Annotated in this window: 13 protein-coding genes; 8 read left to right on the forward strand and 5 right to left on the reverse strand. The window is 61.4% G+C overall.

The genetic code is table 11. The features are described 5' to 3' along the window. Positions 1–9: 9 nt before the first annotated feature. Together moaA and glp are read left to right on the forward strand one after the other, a co-directional pair. Entirely contained in the window at positions 10–1,122 is a 1,113-nt protein-coding gene (gene moaA / locus ACN9MW_RS24995) for a GTP 3',8-cyclase MoaA (protein WP_426163849.1), read from the forward strand. Positions 1,123–1,129: 7 nt separating this feature from the next. Beyond that, positions 1,130–3,019, forward strand: a complete 1,890-nt coding sequence (gene glp / locus ACN9MW_RS25000) for a gephyrin-like molybdotransferase Glp (RefSeq protein ID WP_426163852.1) — start codon at positions 1,130–1,132, stop codon at positions 3,017–3,019. Positions 3,020–3,055: 36 nt separating this feature from the next. On the opposite strand, the gene ACN9MW_RS25005 is transcribed toward glp, so the two are convergent. Genes ACN9MW_RS25005 through ACN9MW_RS25015 form a run of 3 tightly spaced genes read right to left on the reverse strand, consistent with a single transcriptional unit; the run spans position 3,056 to position 5,037 of the window. Next, positions 3,056–3,391: a hypothetical protein gene (locus ACN9MW_RS25005; protein WP_426163855.1), complete on the reverse strand. Its 336-nt coding sequence runs from the start codon at positions 3,389–3,391 to the stop codon at positions 3,056–3,058. 3 nt (positions 3,392–3,394) lie between these two features. Beyond that, positions 3,395–4,645 (reverse strand): DNA recombination protein RmuC, encoded by a 1,251-nt coding sequence (locus ACN9MW_RS25010; RefSeq protein ID WP_426163858.1) that lies wholly within the window; start codon positions 4,643–4,645, stop codon positions 3,395–3,397. Continuing rightward, positions 4,645–5,037, reverse strand: a complete 393-nt coding sequence (locus ACN9MW_RS25015) for a group II truncated hemoglobin (protein WP_426163861.1) — start codon at positions 5,035–5,037, stop codon at positions 4,645–4,647. The genes ACN9MW_RS25010 and ACN9MW_RS25015 overlap by 1 nt, the downstream gene beginning before the upstream one ends. A 91-nt stretch (positions 5,038–5,128) precedes the next feature. On the opposite strand from ACN9MW_RS25015, the gene ACN9MW_RS25020 reads away from it, so the two are divergent. Further along, on the forward strand, positions 5,129–6,358 hold the full coding sequence (locus ACN9MW_RS25020; RefSeq protein WP_426163864.1) for a sensor histidine kinase: 1,230 nt from the start codon (positions 5,129–5,131) through the stop codon (positions 6,356–6,358). Between the two features lie 3 nt (positions 6,359–6,361). Next, entirely contained in the window at positions 6,362–7,357 is a 996-nt protein-coding gene (locus ACN9MW_RS25025; protein WP_426163867.1) for a response regulator, read from the forward strand. A 57-nt stretch (positions 7,358–7,414) separates the two neighbouring features. On the opposite strand, the gene ACN9MW_RS25030 is transcribed toward ACN9MW_RS25025, so the two are convergent. Further along, positions 7,415–9,940: an ABC transporter permease gene (locus tag ACN9MW_RS25030; RefSeq protein ID WP_426163870.1), complete on the reverse strand. Its 2,526-nt coding sequence runs from the start codon at positions 9,938–9,940 to the stop codon at positions 7,415–7,417. A gap of 6 nt (positions 9,941–9,946) precedes the next feature. Next, positions 9,947–10,960, reverse strand: coding sequence for an adenosine deaminase (locus ACN9MW_RS25035; protein WP_426163873.1), 1,014 nt, complete (start codon positions 10,958–10,960; stop codon positions 9,947–9,949). Between the two features lie 346 nt (positions 10,961–11,306). On the opposite strand from ACN9MW_RS25035, the gene ACN9MW_RS25040 reads away from it, so the two are divergent. From ACN9MW_RS25040 to ACN9MW_RS25055, 4 genes are all read left to right on the forward strand, one after another. Then, on the forward strand, positions 11,307–13,229 hold the full coding sequence (locus tag ACN9MW_RS25040; protein WP_057260456.1) for a PrkA family serine protein kinase: 1,923 nt from the start codon (positions 11,307–11,309) through the stop codon (positions 13,227–13,229). A gap of 49 nt (positions 13,230–13,278) precedes the next feature. Continuing rightward, positions 13,279–14,547: a YeaH/YhbH family protein gene (locus tag ACN9MW_RS25045; RefSeq protein ID WP_130310792.1), complete on the forward strand. Its 1,269-nt coding sequence runs from the start codon at positions 13,279–13,281 to the stop codon at positions 14,545–14,547. A 5-nt stretch (positions 14,548–14,552) separates the two neighbouring features. Further along, positions 14,553–16,082, forward strand: a complete 1,530-nt coding sequence (locus ACN9MW_RS25050; RefSeq protein WP_426172297.1) for a SpoVR family protein — start codon at positions 14,553–14,555, stop codon at positions 16,080–16,082. Between the two features lie 364 nt (positions 16,083–16,446). Further along, positions 16,447–17,109 (forward strand): energy transducer TonB, encoded by a 663-nt coding sequence (locus ACN9MW_RS25055; RefSeq protein WP_426163877.1) that lies wholly within the window; start codon positions 16,447–16,449, stop codon positions 17,107–17,109. Positions 17,110–17,169: the final 60 nt, after the last annotated feature.

A 17,169-nucleotide genomic window follows, 5' to 3' on the forward strand; every position in this document is an offset into this window, starting at 1 on the left:
GCACCCAGCATGACCGAAAAAATCATCCTCCTGAACGATGGCCGCAGCCAGGCGCCGGCCATCCCCGCAACGTTAGAGGCGCCAACCGGCCGCCTTCAGGACAGGTTCGCCCGTCCGCTGCACGACTTGCGCATTTCCATCACCGACCGCTGCAATTTCCGCTGCGTCTACTGCATGCCGAAGGAAGTGTTCGACAAGGACTACCAGTACCTGCCGCACAATGCCCTGCTCACGTTTGAGGAGATCACGCGCATTGCGCGCCTGTTCGTCGAACACGGGGTTGAAAAGATCCGCCTGACCGGCGGCGAGCCGCTCTTGCGCAAGGACCTGGAACGACTGGTCGCCATGCTGGCCGAACTGCGCACCGTGAGCGGCAGGCCGCTCGACCTGACCCTGACCACCAACGGCTCCCTGTTGGCGCGCAAAGCGCAATCGCTGAAGGACGCCGGCCTGCAACGCGTCACCGTCTCGCTCGACGCGCTGGATGACGCCACCTTCAAGCGCATGAACGATGTCGACTTCGCAGTAGAGGATGTGCTGCACGGAATCGACGTGGCGCACAGCGTCGGCCTTGGTCCTGTCAAAGTGAACATGGTGGTCAAGCGCGGCATGAACGAACAGGAAATCCTGCCGATGGCGCGCCACTTCAAAGGCTCGCCTTCCATCCTGCGCTTCATTGAATTCATGGACGTCGGCACGTCCAACGGCTGGAATATGCACGACGTGGTGCCATCCGCCGAAGTGGTGCGCATGATCAGCGCCGAAATGCCTTTGGTACCGGTCGATCCGAACTATACCGGCGAGACGGCCGAACGCTGGCGCTACGTCGATGGCGGTGGCGAAGTCGGCGTGATCTCCAGCGTGACGCAGGCCTTCTGCAAGGATTGTTCGCGTGCCCGCCTGTCGACCGAGGGCAAGCTGTACACCTGCTTGTTCGCATCGCGCGGCCACGACTTGCGCGCACTGCTGCGCGAAGGCCGCAATGACGCAGAAATCTCATCCGCCATCACTGCGCTGTGGCGCGTTCGTGCCGACCGCTATTCGGAACTGCGTACCATCAATACCGAAGGCCTGGCGCTGGGCGCCGACCGCAAAGTCGAAATGTCATATATCGGGGGCTAAGCTGGCGATGGAACAAAACATCAGTGGATTGATCCTGGCAGGTGGCCGCGGCACCCGCATGGGCCGTGTGGACAAAGGCTTGCAGCCCTTCCGGGGCGGCACGCTTGCCTCACATGTGCTGCAGCGGCTTGCGCCGCAAGTGGCCAGCGTCGCCATCAACGCCAACCGCAATCTGGGCGCCTACGGCGCGCTCGGCGTGGAGGTGCTGCCGGACGAACTGGAAGGCTACGAGGGCCCGCTGGCCGGTCTGCAGACGGGCCTGCGCCATTGCACGACGGACCTGCTGCTGACAGCGCCCTGCGACTCCCCTTTCCTGCCGCCCGACCTGGCGCAGCGGCTTTACGAGGCGCTGAACGCGCAGGGCGCCGACCTCGCCGTGGCATCTACGCTGGAAACCGACGACGATGGCAAGACGCGCACGCAACTGCATCCTGTTTTTTGCCTGGTGCGCAAAAGCGCCCTGCCGGCGCTGGACGATTACCTGCAGACCGGCTCGCGCAAGATGGATGGCTGGTACAAATCGATCAAGGTGGCCGAGGTGCTGTTCAACGAGGCCGCTGCCTTCCGCAATATCAACACGTTGACCGAGCTGCAGAACGAGGAAGAAGCTGCCGCCAACCCTTCACTGAAAGATGTGGCGAGTTGCCTGTCCGGCTACGACCCCGACGCCCTGCCTGTGCGGAATGCACAGCGCATCATCCGTGAATTCATCCGGCCCGTGCGCTGCATCGAAAAGGTCGCGCTGCGCAGCGCCCTGGACCGCGTGCTCGCTGCCGATGTGATCTCGCCGATCAACGTCCCCGCGCACGACAACTCCGCGATGGACGGATTCGCGTTTGCCGGCGGGCAGCTCAAAGCCGACGGCAACACCACGCTGAAGGTGATCGGAACAGCCTACGCGGGCCGCCCTTCGGCGCTGAAGCCCGGCCCCGGCGAGTGCGTGCGCATCATGACCGGCGGCGTCATGCCGGATGGCTGCGACACCGTGCTGCCGCAGGAGTTGGCGGCGGACCTGAGCGACGTCGCCGTCACAATCTCGCCGAACACCGTGCGCACTGGCGACAACCGCCGATTCAAAGGCGAAGACCTTGCAGCCGGCACTCCCGCACTTCGCAAAGGCAAAGTATTGCGCCCGGCCGACCTGGGCCTGCTTGCCTCGCTGGGCCTGGCCGAAGTGCCGGTGCAGCGCCGCCTGCGCGTGGCCTTCTTCTCCACGGGCGACGAGCTGCGCTCGATCGGCGAACCGCTGGCGGAAGGCTGCGTCTACGACAGCAACCGCTACACCCTGTTCGGCATGCTGCAACGCCTTGGCTGCGACATCGTCGACATGGGCATCGTGAAGGATGACGCGGCATCGCTCGAAGAAGCCTTGCGCACTGCCTGTGAATGTGCCGACGCCGTGATCACATCCGGCGGCGTATCGGTAGGCGCAGCGGATTACACCAAGCAGGTCATGGCCACGCTGGGCGATGTGCATTTCTGGAAGATCGGCATGCGCCCTGGCCGCCCGATGGCGTTCGGCCGCATCCGCTCGAACGGCCACAGTGCCTACCTGTTTGGCCTGCCTGGCAATCCAGTGGCCGTCATGGTCACCTTCTACTTCTTCGCGCGCCACGCCCTGCTGCGCATGATGGGCGCCGATGCACCAGGCGACCAGTTGCTGCGTGTCCGCTCGGCCCAGGCGATCCGCAAGAAACCCGGCCGCACCGAATATCAACGGGGCATCCTCTCCACGGCGCTGGACGGCACGCGCGAAGTGCGCATCACCGGCTCGCAAGGCTCCGGCATCCTGCGTTCGATGTCCGAGGCAAACTGCATGGTGGTGCTGCACGACGAGCAAGGCAATGTGGCGGAGGGTGACCTGATTGACGTGATAGTTTTTGAGGGGCTGGTCTGACTCGCCTGACCTGCATCAGCCCGGCCCCAGAAAGACTCAATAGCGGTAGCAGTGCGCTTGCTGCGGCTCGCTGCGCATAAGAGCCGTCGTCCAGGCGGGGTTGGTGGCTTGCTGGCACTTTATCAGGACTTCCGACCATGCTTTCAAATTCGCTTCGGAAGCATCCTTCTTCCATGCCTCGTTCATTGCGCGCGCCAAGGGCGTTTGGCTGCCTGGGACACCCAAAGGCCGGCCGAAGCTGTCGCGGGCGGGTTCTAAATCAAGCTGTGTTCGCACAACAGGCTTCGCGGCAGGGAGTTCCAGTTCGCCGGCCCATACGCCAGTTGATGCTGGCAGCAGCAATGCTAGCGCGAAGTGGGCAGCGAGCTTCATCGCTCAGTTGGGGCTGTCGGTGTCCGCGTCAGCGCCGTCGGATGCGCCCAGCATCAACAGGGCCGCTTCGGCAGGTAGCGCTTCCACTGATTTCAGCTTGCGCGCCATCTGGCGGCTGCGTACTTCCGCGTTTTCGATGTTGCGGGCGGCTTTTTCCAGTGTCATCTTGGTCGTTGCAAGGACGTCGCCGAATTTGGCGAATTCGGTCTTTACAGCGCCCAGCACTTGCCACACTTCCGACGAGCGTTTTTCCAGCGCCAGGGTACGGAAGCCCATTTGCAGGCTATTCAGCAGCGCGGTCAGCGTGGATGGGCCGGCGATGCTGACCCGATTCACACGCTGCAGTTCATCCGCCAGGCCGGGGCGGCGCATCACTTCTGCATACAGGCCTTCGGTCGGCAGGAACAGGATGGCGAAGTCGGTGGTCAGCGGGGGCGAGACGTATTTTTCAGCGATCGTCTTCGCCTCGCCGCGCACGGCGCGTTCCAGCTCACGGCCGGCAGCGGCAACTGCATCGGCATCGGCGCGGTCGGCCGCTTCCAGCAGGCGCTCGTACTGCTCTTTCGGGAACTTGGCGTCGATCGGCATCCATACTGGCGCGCCGCCCTCTTTCTGGCCCGGCAGCTTGAGCGCGAATTCGACGCGGGCGTTGGATCCCGGGATAGTTTCGACGTTCTTGGCGTATTGATCCGGCGTGAGGATCTGCTCGAGCAGCATCTCGAGCTGCACTTCGCCCCAGGTGCCGCGCGTTTTCACATTGGTCAGCACGCGTTTCAGGTCGCCAACGCCCAGCGCCAACTGCTGCATTTCGCCCAGGCCCTGGTGCACGCGCTCCAGGCGTTCGGACACCTGGCGGAATGATTCAGTCAGGCGTGTTTCCAGCGTTTCGTGCAGCTTTTCATCGACAGTCTTGCGCATCTCTTCCAGCCGCGCACCGTTGTCGGCCTGCAGCTCGCGCATCCTGGTTTCCAGCGCCACGCGTACTTCCAGCAGGCGGCGCGTGTTGGATTCGGTCAGCACCTCGATCTGGCGGCGCATTGTTTCAAGCTGCTGGACTGTCGCTGCGTGCGACTGCGCAAGGATATTGCCCATTTCCTGGCGCTGCGCCTGTGCCGTGGCCTGAAGCTGCAGGCGCACTTCGCGTTCGACTCGGTCCAGTTGGTCGGCGACGTCGCTGCCGCGGCTGCGCAGCAGCGCGACAATTTGCAGGACGATGATGACGGCGGCCAGCGCCAGCAGGATGGTCAATTCCATCAATCGGCCTTGTTCCGCATCCAGTCGGCGGTCTGATAGAACGACTCCATCAGCCGCAGCCGCAAATCTTCGGCGATGCCGACGTCCTGCATCGCCCACGCCATGCAGCGCAGCCACTGGTCGCGTTCACTCGAACCGACAGCGAACGGCAGGTGGCGCGCGCGCAGGCGCGGGTGGCCGAAACGCTCGATGAACAGGTCCGGGCCGCCCATCCAGCCGCTGAGGAACCAGAACAGCTTGTCGCGCGAGCCGTCGGTGCTGGGCGGGTGCATGGCGCGGATGCCGGCGAACTCCGGCTCCAGCTCCATCAGGTCGTAAAAACGGTCAACCATCTCGCGCAGCTTGGTTTCTCCGCCGATGACTTCGTAAAGGGTGCGTGCTTCATCATTCATAAAGCAATGATAGCGCATGGACGTATTGATGTGGATCAAGCATAGTGCTGATTTCACGCAAAAAGCGCCAACAAACCGCCATGATTGCCAGATGATCCGACGCCTTATCCGAACCCGACTGCACGCCCGCAGTGCCGGGGAAATCGCCGACCTGCGCCTCGCTGCCCTGAGCTGGCTCGGAATCACCTGCTTTCCGCTGTATTACGCGATTTTCGGCTGGCTGGTGCCGCAGCCGTATGAAAACCTGATGGCGCGCGCCGTCGGTACCGCGCTTGGACTTGGCGGCCTGTTGGCGCGACGCCTGCCTGCGCGACTGCGCGACCGCTACACCCTGGTGCTGGTGACTTACGAGCTGCCCTTCTTCTGCACCTTCATGTTCCTGATGAATCACGCCAACGTCACCTGGTCCCAGGTGATGCTGGTGATGCTGGTTGCGCTGTTCCATTTCGAAGTTCGTCTCGCTTTGCGCGCCGGCGCAATCGGCATTTGCGCCGCCGTGCTGCTGGCGATTGCGCTGGGGGCCGGTGAGGTCATCGCCTCGGCGGCGGTGCTGCAATTGCTGCCGGTGCAGTTGTTCCTGGTCGGCTGGATGTGGGTGTTTTCGCAAAGCCGCAAGGCGCTGGAAGAAGAAAAGCTGGAAGGGCTGGGCGAAGGACTGGGCGCTGTGGCGCACGAGATGCGTACCCCGCTGGCCAGCCTGGACGCCAATGTGCGCGGCCTGTCGCGCATGCAGCAGCGCGCGGGACAGGATAATCCGGCAATGCGCCAGGCACTGGGCCGCATGCAGTACGAAGTGCGCCATATGAATCATATGATCGACCTGTTCCTGCTTAGCGCGCAGGCGGTGCGGCAGAAGCTGGATCCGCACGAAACCGTGTCCATGCTTGATACCGTTGAATCGGCGCTGCGCCGCTATCCCTTTACCGGCGAGGCCCAGCGCCAGCTGGTCGCGCTGCAGGTCCGCAGCGATTTCCGCTTCGGTGGGCAGAACGAGCTGGCCATCATGCTGCTGCTGAACCTCCTGCGCAATGCCATGCAGGCGGTGCAGCGCGCCGGCAAGGGGCGGGTCAGGATCGTGATCGATGGTTGCCGGCCGGTGCCACGCGTCCTGGTGATCGATACGGGCTGCGGTATTGCACCGCACCATCTGCCGATGATTTTCCAGCGTTTCTTCACTTATCCGGAGCACAATGGCGCCGGCATCGGCCTGGCACTGTGCCGCCAGGTGATGCAAGCGTGGGAAGCGAAACTACATTGTGTCTCCCGCGAGCACGCATATGCTATCTTTGTGCTTGAATTTCCCTTACAAGCAAGCCGTTGAACCATGAAACTGCCCGTTTACGCCCACCCAACCATGACCGTCCTGGTGGACGACAGCGATACCTTCCTTCACAGCCTGGTATTCCAGCTCGATCCGATGCAGGCCAGCGTGTGCTTCCACGACCCGCTGCAGGCGCTGGAATGGTTCAAGGCCAATGCCCGCAGCAGCGAACTGCCGCTGCAGGTGGATTTCGATAATCCGAACCAGTCGGCGGAGCAGCGCAACGTGGCGGTGGACCTGGAGCAGATCTACCGGATTTCCGCCCAACGCCAGCGTTTTTCCATTCCATCGGTGCTGGTGGTCGATTATTCAATGCCACAGATGAACGGCGTGGCGTTTTGCCAGGCGATCCAGCACCTGCCCTGCAAGAAGATCCTGTTCACCGGCCAGGCCGATGAAAAGATCGCGGTCGACGCCTTCAACCGCGGCCTGATCGACCGCTATATCAAGAAAAGCGCAGACGATGCGCTGGACCGGCTGGAGGAGGAAGTGGCTGCGCTGCAGAAGGCGTTTTTCCAGGAGCAGTCGGAGACCCTGCTGGACATGCTGGTGCTGCACGAATTCAGCTTCCTGCGCTGCGGTGCGCTGGCCAAGGTCGTGCAGCAGCTGTACCAGGAGCACGGCTTCGTCGAGCACTACCCTTTCCCGAGCCCGAGCGGCATCCTGTTCTTCAAGGCCGACGGTTCGGCGCAGCTGATGGTGGTGGAAACCGAACGGGGCTACGAATCGCAGGTGGAAATGGCTCGTGACAGCGGCGCCCCGCAATCGCTGGTGGAAGCGCTGGAAGAAAAGCGCATGCTGCCCTTCTTTCCGCCCGACGGCATGTATTCCGACGAAGTGGGCCAGCATTGGCACCGCTACTGCAAGGCGCCGCAGGTGTGCAAGGGCCTGGAAACCTACTACTGGGCCCTGTTCGAGGTCGAACCGACGCTGCTCGATATCCAGCCCACCCCTTACGCGGAATTCCTGCGCCAGCATACCCCGCCGCTCGCAGCGTGACGGTCCAGCCCGTGTCACACTTGGGGTGTGACCCCAGGGTGTGACACGGGCCCAGCCTTATGCCTCGCGCAGCGTTTGCAGCGGGGGGTGGTTCAGGACGTTGCGCAGGCCGAGCCAGCCGCCGATCACGGCGCAGATCGCGCCTGCCAGCAGGCCTGCCAGCCAGACCCAGGGACTGAAGGTCCAGGCGAACTTGAACTGGTAGGTTGCCAGGCCCCATCCCATCAGGCCGGCGCCGGTGGCGGCCAGCAGGCCTCCCAGGCCGCCGACCAGCATGAACTCGATCAGTTGCGCTTGCGAGAGCTGGCGGCGGGTGGCGCCGAGGGCGCGCAGCAGGCCGGCTTCGCGCCGGCGTTCGTCCTGGGAGCCCATCAGCGCGGCATAAAGCACCAGCACGCCGGACAGCAGGGTGAAGGCAAACAGGAATTCCACCGCCTGGATCACCTGGTCCAGCACCGATTGCACCTGGCGCAGGATGCCGCCAACGTCGATGATGGTCAGGTTGGGGAATTCGCGCGACAGCGCGTTGCCGGCAGCCAGGGCATGCTTCGGCAAGTGGTACGAGGTAATCCAGGTTTGCGGCGTGTCGGCCATCACTGCCGGGTTGATGATGACGAAGAAGTTCACCCGCATCGATCCCCATTCGAGCTTGCGCAGGCTGGTGATCTTCGCTTCCACCGGCGAGCCGGCGATATCGAAGCGCATCGTGTCGCCCAGTTTCAGGCCCAGCGTCTTGGCGATGCCCTCCTCGACCGAGGCTTCGCCCGCCGTGCCCCCCATCGCCCATTTGCCGGAGGTGACCTGGTTCTGCGCCGGCAGTTCCGTCATCGTCGACAGGTTGAATTCGCGTTCGGCCAGTCCTTTCGCCCGTTCGTCGGTGTAGGTCTCGCTGGTGATGGCCTTGTCGTTCACCGCCACCAGGCGGCCGCGGATCATGGGGAACATCGGCACGTCCTTCACTCCGGCTGCCTTCAGGCGCGCAGCGATGACGTCCTTCTGGTCTGGCTGGATGTTGATGATGAAGCGGTTCGGGGCATCAGGCGGCATGGTATTGCGCCAGGCCGACATCAAGTCGCCGCGCACCACGGTCAATAGCAGCAATGCCATGAGGCCAAGCGACAGCGATACCACCTGCACCACGGTGGCGCCGGGCCGGCGGCGCAGGGAGGTCACCGCGAAGCGCCATGCCTGGTGCGGGAATGCATTGCGCAGCGGACGCAGGGCTTGCAAGCCGAGCCAGCCCACCAGGGCAAACAATGCGAAACCAAGCAGGAAGCCGCCGCCGGTCACGCCGGCGAGCTTGACGTCATTCGATTGCCATAACAGCAGCGCGCCGAAAGCGGCGATGCCGAGCCCGTAGGTGGCCAGGGCGGCAGGCTTCGGCGCGGCGGCCTCGCGCCGAATCACGCGGTTGTGCGGCACGTTACGCAGCTGCAGGATCGGCGGCAGCGCGAAGCCGGCCAACAGGATCATGCCGGTGGCGAGGCCCTGCAGCGCCGGCAGGATGGTCGGCGCCGGGATGTCGGTAGCGACAAGGCTGCCAAGCAGTTGCAGCAGAACATAGTGGGCGCCAAAGCCGACCAGGACCCCGAGCAGGCTGCCCGCCAGCCCGACCAGCAGGAATTCGACGAGGTAGATCAAGGTCACCTGGTTCTGCGTCAGCCCCAGGCAGCGCAGCATGGCGCAGGAATCGAGATGCCGCTGCATGAAGCGGCGCGCAGCCATCGCCACCGCTACCGCAGCCAGCATGGCCGACAGCAGGCCGACCAGCGACAGGAAGCGGTCGGCGCGGTCGAGGGTGGCGCTCATTTCCGGGCGCCCCTCTTCCAGCGATTCGAGGCGCACCCCGCGTACATTGTCCTTCCTGATCAAGGTTTTCAGCCATTCGCCATATTCCTGCGTCGCCCTGGAGCTGGCGCCGGGGCCGGCCACCAACAGCCGATAGCCGACGCGCGACCCCTCCTGCACCAGATTGGTCGCCGGCATATCGGACAAGGCAAGGAAAACGCGCGGGGCAAAGTTGATGAAACCGCCGCCGCGATCCGGTTCCGCGGCAATCAGCTGCGTTACGCGGAACTGCTTGTCCCCCAGTTGCACCGTGCCGCCGACTGCGACGTCGAGCGACGTCGCCAGCGCCGGGTCGATCCAGACCGTGCCCGGTTCAGGCGTGGCCGGTGCCGGAGTGCCGATGCTTTCGTTCGCTTGCGCGACGTCGGTATTGACCTTGACGCGGCCGCGCAGCGGATAGCCCGGGCCGACGGCTTTCAGCGTCACCAGCACGGAGCGGGCGGCATCGCCCTGCCCTGCCTGCGCCATGCTGGGGAAGGCCAGCGTATCGGTCACCAGCAGGCCGCGCCGCAGCGCTTCTTCGCGCCAGGCGCCGGGCACCGGGTTGTCGGCGACGATCACCAGGTCGGCGCCCAGCAACTGGTGCGCATCGCGATTCAGTCCGCTGCGCAGGCGATCGATGAAGAATCCGGCGGCCGACAGCGCCGCCACTGCCACAACCAGCGCTACCAGCAGGAAGCGCAACTGCCCGGCGCGCCAGTCGCGCGCCGTCATCCTCAGGGCTTGTTGAAACATTGATTGTCAGACCACGTTAAAGGCAGAGAAATAGGTATCGACTTCGTCCAGGAACTTCTGCTTTTCCTCGGCGGGCAGGAAGGCTGCTTCGAAGCTGTTGCGCGCCAGCTGGTGCGCATGGGCCAGGCCAAGCGGCAGCGCGTCGAACACGGCGACGAAGTTATCGTTCATATAGCCGCCAAAGTACGCCGGGTCGTCCGAATTCACCATCGCCACCAGGCCCGCGTCGAGCAGCGCCAGCAGGTTATGGTCCTTCATCTGGTCGAACACGCGCAGCTTGGTGTTGGACAGCGGGCAAACGGTCAGGGGCATGCGCAGCGCGGCCAGGCGCCGTGTCAATGCAGGATCTTCCAGGCAGCGTACGCCGTGGTCGATGCGCTCCACCTTGAGCAGGTCGACCGCCGTTTCGATATAGGCTGGCGGCCCCTCTTCGCCGGCATGCGCCACCAGGTGCAGTCCGAGGTCGCGGGCGCGTGCGAACACGCGGGCAAATTTCTCCGGCGGGTGGCCGACTTCGGAAGAATCGAGGCCGACGCCGATGAATTTGTCGCGGTACGGCAGCGCCGCTTCCAGCGTGGCGAGCGCGTCTTCTTCGCTCAGGTGGCGCAGGAAGCACAGGATCAGCTTCGCGCTGATTGGCCCTTCGGTGCAAGCGCGATGGATACCATTAATCACATCGCCAATCGGCACGCCGCGCGCGGTATGGGTCTGGGGGTCGAAGAAAATTTCGGCATGGCGTACATGATCGGCCCTGGCGCGCTGCAGGTAAGCCATGGTCATGTCATAAAAGTCCTGCTCTTTCAGCAGCACGCTGGCGCCGGCGTAGTAGATGTCGAGGAAGGATTGCAGGTTGGTGAAGGCATATGCCGCGCGCAGTGCTTCCACCGACGGGTAGGCCAGCTTGACGCCATTGCGTTCGGCCAGCGCGAAAATCACTTCCGGCTCCAGCGAGCCTTCAATGTGAATGTGCAGTTCTGCCTTCGGCATATTCTGCACGATGGAGCGCATTTGGGTAGTCATTTTTTGTTCTCTTTCACCGCTGATAAGTAGTTGGCATCTTACTCCAAGATAGTGTGCTGCAGAGTCGGGCCAGCCGTGCTACTGTGGTGCCATAGGCGAGGGGATCGAGCATTGGCGGTACTACTGGCTTTACTTCTAGATCCAATAGAGCAATAATAAATTTCATCAACGTAAGATGCGTTTCGAGCCCGGCAACCATCCCCCCGCCGGCTAATAATGATCCAGCTCCGAGCCTCGGGCAATCCCTGGCAACTCAGGCAAGCTGGCAAAGCATTGAGCAGGCCTGCAGCCCACGCTACGACTGCCGACCATGTGACTAGTAGATTTTTCATTAAAGGACATTCACATGACCATTTTTGACAACTACGCAGCACGGTATGAGCGCACCAAGGAAGAGGAAATGTCCCTCTCCGAGTATCTCGCGCTTTGCAAAAAGGACCGCCTGACTTACGCTTCGGCGGCGGAACGGATGCTGGCTGCGATCGGCGAACCGACCCTGGTTGATACGCGCAACGATACGCGCCTGTCCCGCATCTTCGCCAACAAGGTCATCAAGATTTATCCCGCCTTCCGTGAGTTCTACGGCATGGAGGACGTCATCGAGCAGGTCGTTGCCTACTTCCGCCATGCCGCCCAGGGCCTGGAAGAGCGCAAGCAGATCCTCTACCTGCTGGGCCCTGTCGGCGGCGGCAAATCGTCGATTGCGGAAAAGCTCAAGCAACTGATGGAAGAAGTGCCGTTCTACTGCCTGAAAGGCTCGCCGGTGAACGAATCGCCGCTCGGCCTGTTCAGCGAGGCGGAAGACGGCACCATCCTGGAAGAGGATTACGGCATCCCGCGCCGCTACCTGCGCAATATCCCTTCGCCATGGGCAGTCAAGCGCCTGCACGAATTCAATGGCGATATCAACCAGTTCCGCGTGGTCAAGCGCTACCCTTCCGTACTGAAGCAGACTGCCATCTCGAAGACCGAGCCGGGCGACGAGAACAACCAGGACATTTCTTCGCTGGTGGGCAAGGTCGATATCCGCAAGCTCGAAGACTACGCCCAGGACGACCCGGACGCCTACAGCTATTCCGGCGGCCTGTGCCTGGCCAACCAGGGCCTGATGGAATTCGTCGAGATGTTCAAGGCGCCGATCAAGGTGCTGCACCCCTTGCTGACCGCCACCCAGGAAGGCAACTACAAGGGCACGGAAGGCTTCGGCGCCATCCCCTTCGAGGGCATCATCCTGGCCCACTCGAACGAGTCGGAGTGGAAGAGCTTCAAGAACAACCGCAATAACGAGGCATTCCTCGACCGTATCTATATAGTGAAGGTGCCGTACTGCCTGCGCGTCACCGACGAGATCAAGATTTACGAGAAGCTGCTGCACAATTCCTCGCTCGACAAGGCGCCTTGCGCTCCCGGCACGCTGCGCATGATGTCGCAGTTCGCCATTCTGTCGCGCCTGAAAGAGCCGGAAAACTCCAGCATTTTCAGCAAGATGCTGGTGTACGATGGTGAAAACCTCAAGGATACCGACCCGAAAGCCAAGTCCATCCACGAATACGTGGACTATGCCGGGGTCGACGAGGGCATGAGCGGCCTGTCGACGCGCTTCGCCTTCAAGATCCTGTCCAAGGTCTTCAACTTCGACTCGACCGAGGTGGCGGCCAACCCGGTGCACCTGCTCTACGTGCTCGAACAGCAGGTCGAGCGCGAGCAGTTCCCGCCGGAGACCGAGCAAAAGTACTTCTCCTATATAAAAGAGCACCTGGCCCAGCGCTATGTCGAGTTCATCGGCAAGGAAATCCAGACCGCCTACCTGGAGAGCTACTCCGAATACGGCCAAAACATCTTCGACCGCTACGTGACCTTTGCCGACTTCTGGATCCAGGACCAGGAATACCGCGACCCGGATACCGGCGAAAGCTTCGACCGCGAATCGCTGAACAACGAGCTGGAGAAGATCGAGAAGCCGGCCGGGATTTCGAACCCGAAAGACTTCCGTAATGAGATCGTCAACTTCGGCCTGCGGGCGCGCGCCAATAACGGTGGCAAGAACCCGGCCTGGACCAGTTACGAGAAGTTCCGCACGGTGATCGAGAAGAAAATGTTCTCCAATACGGAGGAACTGCTGCCGGTGATCTCCTTCAATGCCAAGGCCAGTGCCGAGGACGCCAACAAGCACGCCGACTTCGTGGCGCGCATGGTGGAAAAGGGATACACGGCCAAGCAGGTCCGGCTGCTGTGCGAATGGTATCTGCGCGTGAGGAAGTCGTCCTGATAGAGAAGTGGGATAATCAGGACGCGCCAATCAAGCAGGCAGGAGGCACATGACTTACCTCATCGACCGTCGTTTGCAGGGCAAGAACAAGTCCGCGGTCAACCGCGAACGATTTTTGCGGCGTTACAAGGGCCAGATCAAGGATGCGGTCGGGCGCGCCATCAAGGGGCGCTCGATCACCGACATCGAGAATGGCGAAAAAGTATCGATTCCCGTCAAGGACGTGAACGAGCCCTCGTTCGGCCACGCCCATGGCGGGATCTGGGAAGTGGTTAATCCCGGCAACGAGGAATACCAGAAAGGTGATTTGATCAACCGCCCCAAGGGCGGCGGGGGCAGCGGCCGCGGCCGCGCAGGCAACAGCGACCAGACCACCGAGGATGATTTCATCTTCGAACTGTCGCGCGAAGAATTCATGAACTACTTCTTCGAAGACCTGGAACTGCCGCACATGATCAAGACCCAGCTCACGGCGACCACGGAATTCAAGCCGCAGCGCGCAGGTTATACGGTATCGGGCACGCCTTCGAACATCCACGTGCTGCGCTCCCTGCGCGGCGCCCTCGGCCGCCGCATTGCGGTGGGCGGCAGTTCACGCAAGCGCCTGATCGAGGCGGAACGCGAACTGGAGGAACTGCTGGTGGCCGGCGCGCCCCTCGACGACCCGCAGGTCATCGAGCTGAAAAAGCTGATCCACCACTTGCATACGCGCTTGCTGGCCATTCCCTACATCGATCCCTTCGACCTGCGCTATTCGAACCGCATCAAGGTGCCGAAGCCGATGACCCAGGCCGTGATGTTCTGCATCATGGACGTGTCGGGCTCGATGGACGAGCAGCGCAAGGATACCGCCAAGCGCTTCTTCATCCTGCTCTACCTGTTCCTCAAGCGCGTGTACGACAAGATCGAGGTGGTGTTCATCCGCCACCATACGGCAGCGTCGGAAGTGGACGAAAATGAATTCTTCCATTCGCGCGAATCGGGCGGTACCGTGGTGTCCTCGGCCTTGCACCTGCTGAACAAGATCATTGACGAGCGCTTCGGCGGCGGCAGCTGGAACGCCTACGTGGCGCAAGCATCCGACGGCGACAACTGGGACAACGACTCCGTGCTGTGCCGGCAGCTGCTGGTCAACACCATCATGCCCAAGGTGCAGTACTACACCTATGTCGAGATCACCGACGGCCCGCCGCAGAACCTGTGGGAGCAATACGCCCAGATCCCCGAATACCACCAGCACTTCGCCATGCAGAAGATAGTCACGCCGGCCGATATCTACCCGGTGTTCCGCGAACTGTTCAAGAAGCAGCCAAAATGAACCAGATGACCAAGCGCCCCCCGCATCCACGCGCCCTGCCGGAGCAATCCGAATGGACGTTTGAACTGATCGAGCAGGCGCACGAAGAAATCCGCCGCGTAGCGCAGAACTTCGGGCTGGATACCTATCCGAACCAGCTGGAGATCATTACTGCCGAGCAAATGATGGATGCCTACACTTCAGTGGGCATGCCGGTGTCGTATGCCCACTGGTCGTTTGGCAAGCACTTCCTGGCGACAGAAAAAGGCTACAAGCGCGGGCAGATGGGGCTGGCTTACGAGATCGTCATCAATTCCAACCCCTGCATTGCCTATCTCATGGAGGAAAACAGCCTGACCATGCAGGCACTGGTGATCGCCCACGCCGCCTATGGCCACAACTCCTTCTTCAAGGGCAATTACCTGTTCAAGACCTGGACCGATGCCGATGCCATCATTGATTACATGGTGTTTGCCAAGAATTACATCACCGAGTGCGAACAACGGCATGGTATCGATGCCATTGAATTGCTGCTCGACTCCTGCCACGCGATCCAGAACTATGGCGTGGACCGCTACAAGCGTCCGGCCAAGCTGTCGCTGGCGCAGGAACAGATGAAGCAGAAGGAGCGCGAAGCCTACCTGCAATCGCAGATCAACGAACTGTGGCGCACCGTGCCGCGGCGCGAAGAAGAGGCCGTCGACAAGCCGGCGCCGCGCTTCCCGCCTGAGCCGGAAGAAAACCTGCTGTACTTTATCGAGAAGTACGCGCCGCTGCTGGAACCCTGGCAGCGCGAGATCGTGCGCATCGTGCGCAAGATCAGCCAGTATTTCTACCCGCAGCGCCAGACCCAGGTCATGAACGAGGGCTGGGCCACGTTCTGGCATTACACCATCCTCAACCAGTTGTACGATGAGGGCGTGGTCAGCGATGGCTTCATGATGGAATTCCTGAAGAGCCATACCAATGTGGTGTACCAGCCGCCGGTGCACAGCCCCTACTACAACGGCATCAATCCGTATGCACTGGGCTTTGCCATGATGTCTGACATCCGGCGCATTTGCGAGAATCCGACGCCGGAAGACCGCGAATGGTTCCCCGATATTGCCGGCAGCGACTGGAAGAAGACGCTTGACTTCGCCATGCGCAATTTCAAGGATGAAAGCTTCATTGCGCAATATCTGTCGCCGCGCCTGATCCGCGAGTTCCACTTCTTTGCTGTATTAGATGACGACAAGAACGACAAGCTGGCCGTCTCGGCCATCCACGATGAGCTGGGCTACCGCTATGTGCGGCAAATGCTGGCCGACCAGTACAACCTGGGCAACCGCGAGCCGAATATACAGGTATGGTCCGTCAATACCCGCGACGACCGCGCCCTGACACTGCGTCACACGCAGTACAACCGCCGTCCCCTCAACCAGCAGGCCAATGAAGTGCTGAAGCACGTGGCCCGTCTCTGGGGATTTGACGTTCACCTGGATACGGTTTCGCCGGATGGCCAGGTGATCAGCACCATCGAGTGCAAGCGCGAGAAGCGCAACCGGGTGATCTGACCGCCGCTTTTGACAGAGTTACGTCGAAGCAACACACTTCGCCAAATTTCCTTAGCCTCGCCAGGGTCGCTGGCGAGCAATATTTCGTCTTGAAGAAAAAGTGATGAAGATCAATCGCAGGGGCGAAAAAATGGTCAATTTTCTCTTGCTTTTTCTGCCAGACCACTTTGGCACAGCCTGGTAACAGCCTGCCAATATGGGGCTAAGGGCATGAAATTTAAACGGTTTTCGGGACAAAATTCTATGCAAAAATCCAAAATTCGTATGTATAATTCGCCGACGTCCCGGATGCGGCTGTAGCTTTGTGTCGCCATTTTGGGGGTTTAAAGTAGCAACACAAGAGTTGGTATTGGAGAAAGCAGGCATGAATTTCAGTGATAACGAGAAAATTGCCGGGAAGAAGAACTATACGGGCATCGTGTTCGTCGTAGTCCTGCACATAATTGCTGGTTACGGTATTGTTTCCGGCTTGGGCAAGAAAATGATTAGCAAGATGATCGAACCGGTGGAGACCAAGATCATCGAGGAGGTTGCCCCGCCTCCGCCAAAAGAACTGCCACCACCGCCACCGCCACCAGAGATGAAGGCACCCCCACCGCCATTCATTCCTCCGGTCGAAGTGAACGTGCAGCAACCGCCGCCAGCGCAGAACGTGATCGCCAACGCGACCAACGTGAAGCCAGCAACCACCGATATTCGCCCAGCCCCTCCGGCACAACCTGCACCTCCAGCCCCTGCGGCAACCGGTGTACGTACCCCGGCTGTGGTCGACTTCAGCACCTGCGCCAAGCCAGAATGGCCGAAGTCGTCGCTGCGTAACGAAGAGACTGGCACTGTGACCATGTCCTTCCTGATCGGTGTGGACGGCCACGTAGCTGAGGCAAAAGTAGTGAAATCTAGTGGTTTCCGTGACCTGGACAAGGCCGCACAAGTTGGTATTTCCAAGTGCAAATTCAAGCCTGCAACGGTCGACGGCAAGCCGCAAGAAGGCTGGCAACAGATGCAATACGTCTGGACGCTGGAATAAACCTGAGACAGAGCACCGTCTCGCAACTAAGTAAGTCCGTTGTCGTTTAAGCCAGCGAAC

It is taken from the genome of Pseudoduganella sp. R-34 (genome assembly GCF_049904655.1).
Taxonomy (GTDB): domain Bacteria; phylum Pseudomonadota; class Gammaproteobacteria; order Burkholderiales; family Burkholderiaceae_D; genus Rugamonas.

What these genes read in the sequence shown, in the direction of transcription:
- moaA (WP_426163849.1), top strand. Translation starts at nt 10, where the DNA reads ATGACCGAAAAAATCATCCTCCTGAACGATGGCCGCAGCCAGGCGCCG.
- glp (WP_426163852.1), top strand. Translation starts at nt 1,130, where the DNA reads ATGGAACAAAACATCAGTGGATTGATCCTGGCAGGTGGCCGCGGCACC.
- ACN9MW_RS25005 (WP_426163855.1), bottom strand. Translation starts at nt 3,391, where the DNA reads ATGAAGCTCGCTGCCCACTTCGCGCTAGCATTGCTGCTGCCAGCATCA.
- ACN9MW_RS25010 (WP_426163858.1), bottom strand. Translation starts at nt 4,645, where the DNA reads ATGGAATTGACCATCCTGCTGGCGCTGGCCGCCGTCATCATCGTCCTG.
- ACN9MW_RS25015 (WP_426163861.1), bottom strand. Translation starts at nt 5,037, where the DNA reads ATGAATGATGAAGCACGCACCCTTTACGAAGTCATCGGCGGAGAAACC.
- ACN9MW_RS25020 (WP_426163864.1), top strand. Translation starts at nt 5,129, where the DNA reads ATGATCCGACGCCTTATCCGAACCCGACTGCACGCCCGCAGTGCCGGG.
- ACN9MW_RS25025 (WP_426163867.1), top strand. Translation starts at nt 6,362, where the DNA reads ATGAAACTGCCCGTTTACGCCCACCCAACCATGACCGTCCTGGTGGAC.
- ACN9MW_RS25030 (WP_426163870.1), bottom strand. Translation starts at nt 9,940, where the DNA reads ATGTTTCAACAAGCCCTGAGGATGACGGCGCGCGACTGGCGCGCCGGG.
- ACN9MW_RS25035 (WP_426163873.1), bottom strand. Translation starts at nt 10,960, where the DNA reads ATGACTACCCAAATGCGCTCCATCGTGCAGAATATGCCGAAGGCAGAA.
- ACN9MW_RS25040 (WP_057260456.1), top strand. Translation starts at nt 11,307, where the DNA reads ATGACCATTTTTGACAACTACGCAGCACGGTATGAGCGCACCAAGGAA.
- ACN9MW_RS25045 (WP_130310792.1), top strand. Translation starts at nt 13,279, where the DNA reads ATGACTTACCTCATCGACCGTCGTTTGCAGGGCAAGAACAAGTCCGCG.
- ACN9MW_RS25050 (WP_426172297.1), top strand. Translation starts at nt 14,553, where the DNA reads ATGACCAAGCGCCCCCCGCATCCACGCGCCCTGCCGGAGCAATCCGAA.
- ACN9MW_RS25055 (WP_426163877.1), top strand. Translation starts at nt 16,447, where the DNA reads ATGAATTTCAGTGATAACGAGAAAATTGCCGGGAAGAAGAACTATACG.